Raw genomic sequence first — 242 nt, 5'->3', positions numbered from 1 at the left:
CAAGTGCAACCACTATAGCACCAGTTAAAGTTGCAAGATCAATCATAAATTTTGGTGAGAATCTATCTTGCGTATACCATAAAGCATCTGCAAGTATGAGCCTTCCTTCTGCATCGGTGTTCAACACTTCTATTGTTTGTCCAGACATTGAAGTTACTACATCACTTGGTCTTTGAGCATTACCACCCACTGCATTTTCTGCAAGTGCGACCACACCGATCGCATTTACTTTTGCTTTTCGT

General features: G+C 40.9%; 1 pseudogene. It reads right to left on the bottom strand.

The features are described from left to right. A pseudogene (locus BA053_RS06515) lies at nucleotides 1-242 on the bottom strand (leucyl aminopeptidase); the annotation flags it as partial.

The sequence above is a fragment of the Wolbachia endosymbiont of Nomada ferruginata genome (assembly GCF_001675785.1).
In the GTDB taxonomy this organism is placed as follows: domain Bacteria; phylum Pseudomonadota; class Alphaproteobacteria; order Rickettsiales; family Anaplasmataceae; genus Wolbachia; species Wolbachia pipientis.
Note: the sequence above shows the minus strand (reverse complement) of the source record. Positions and strands in the feature narration are given on the sequence as shown.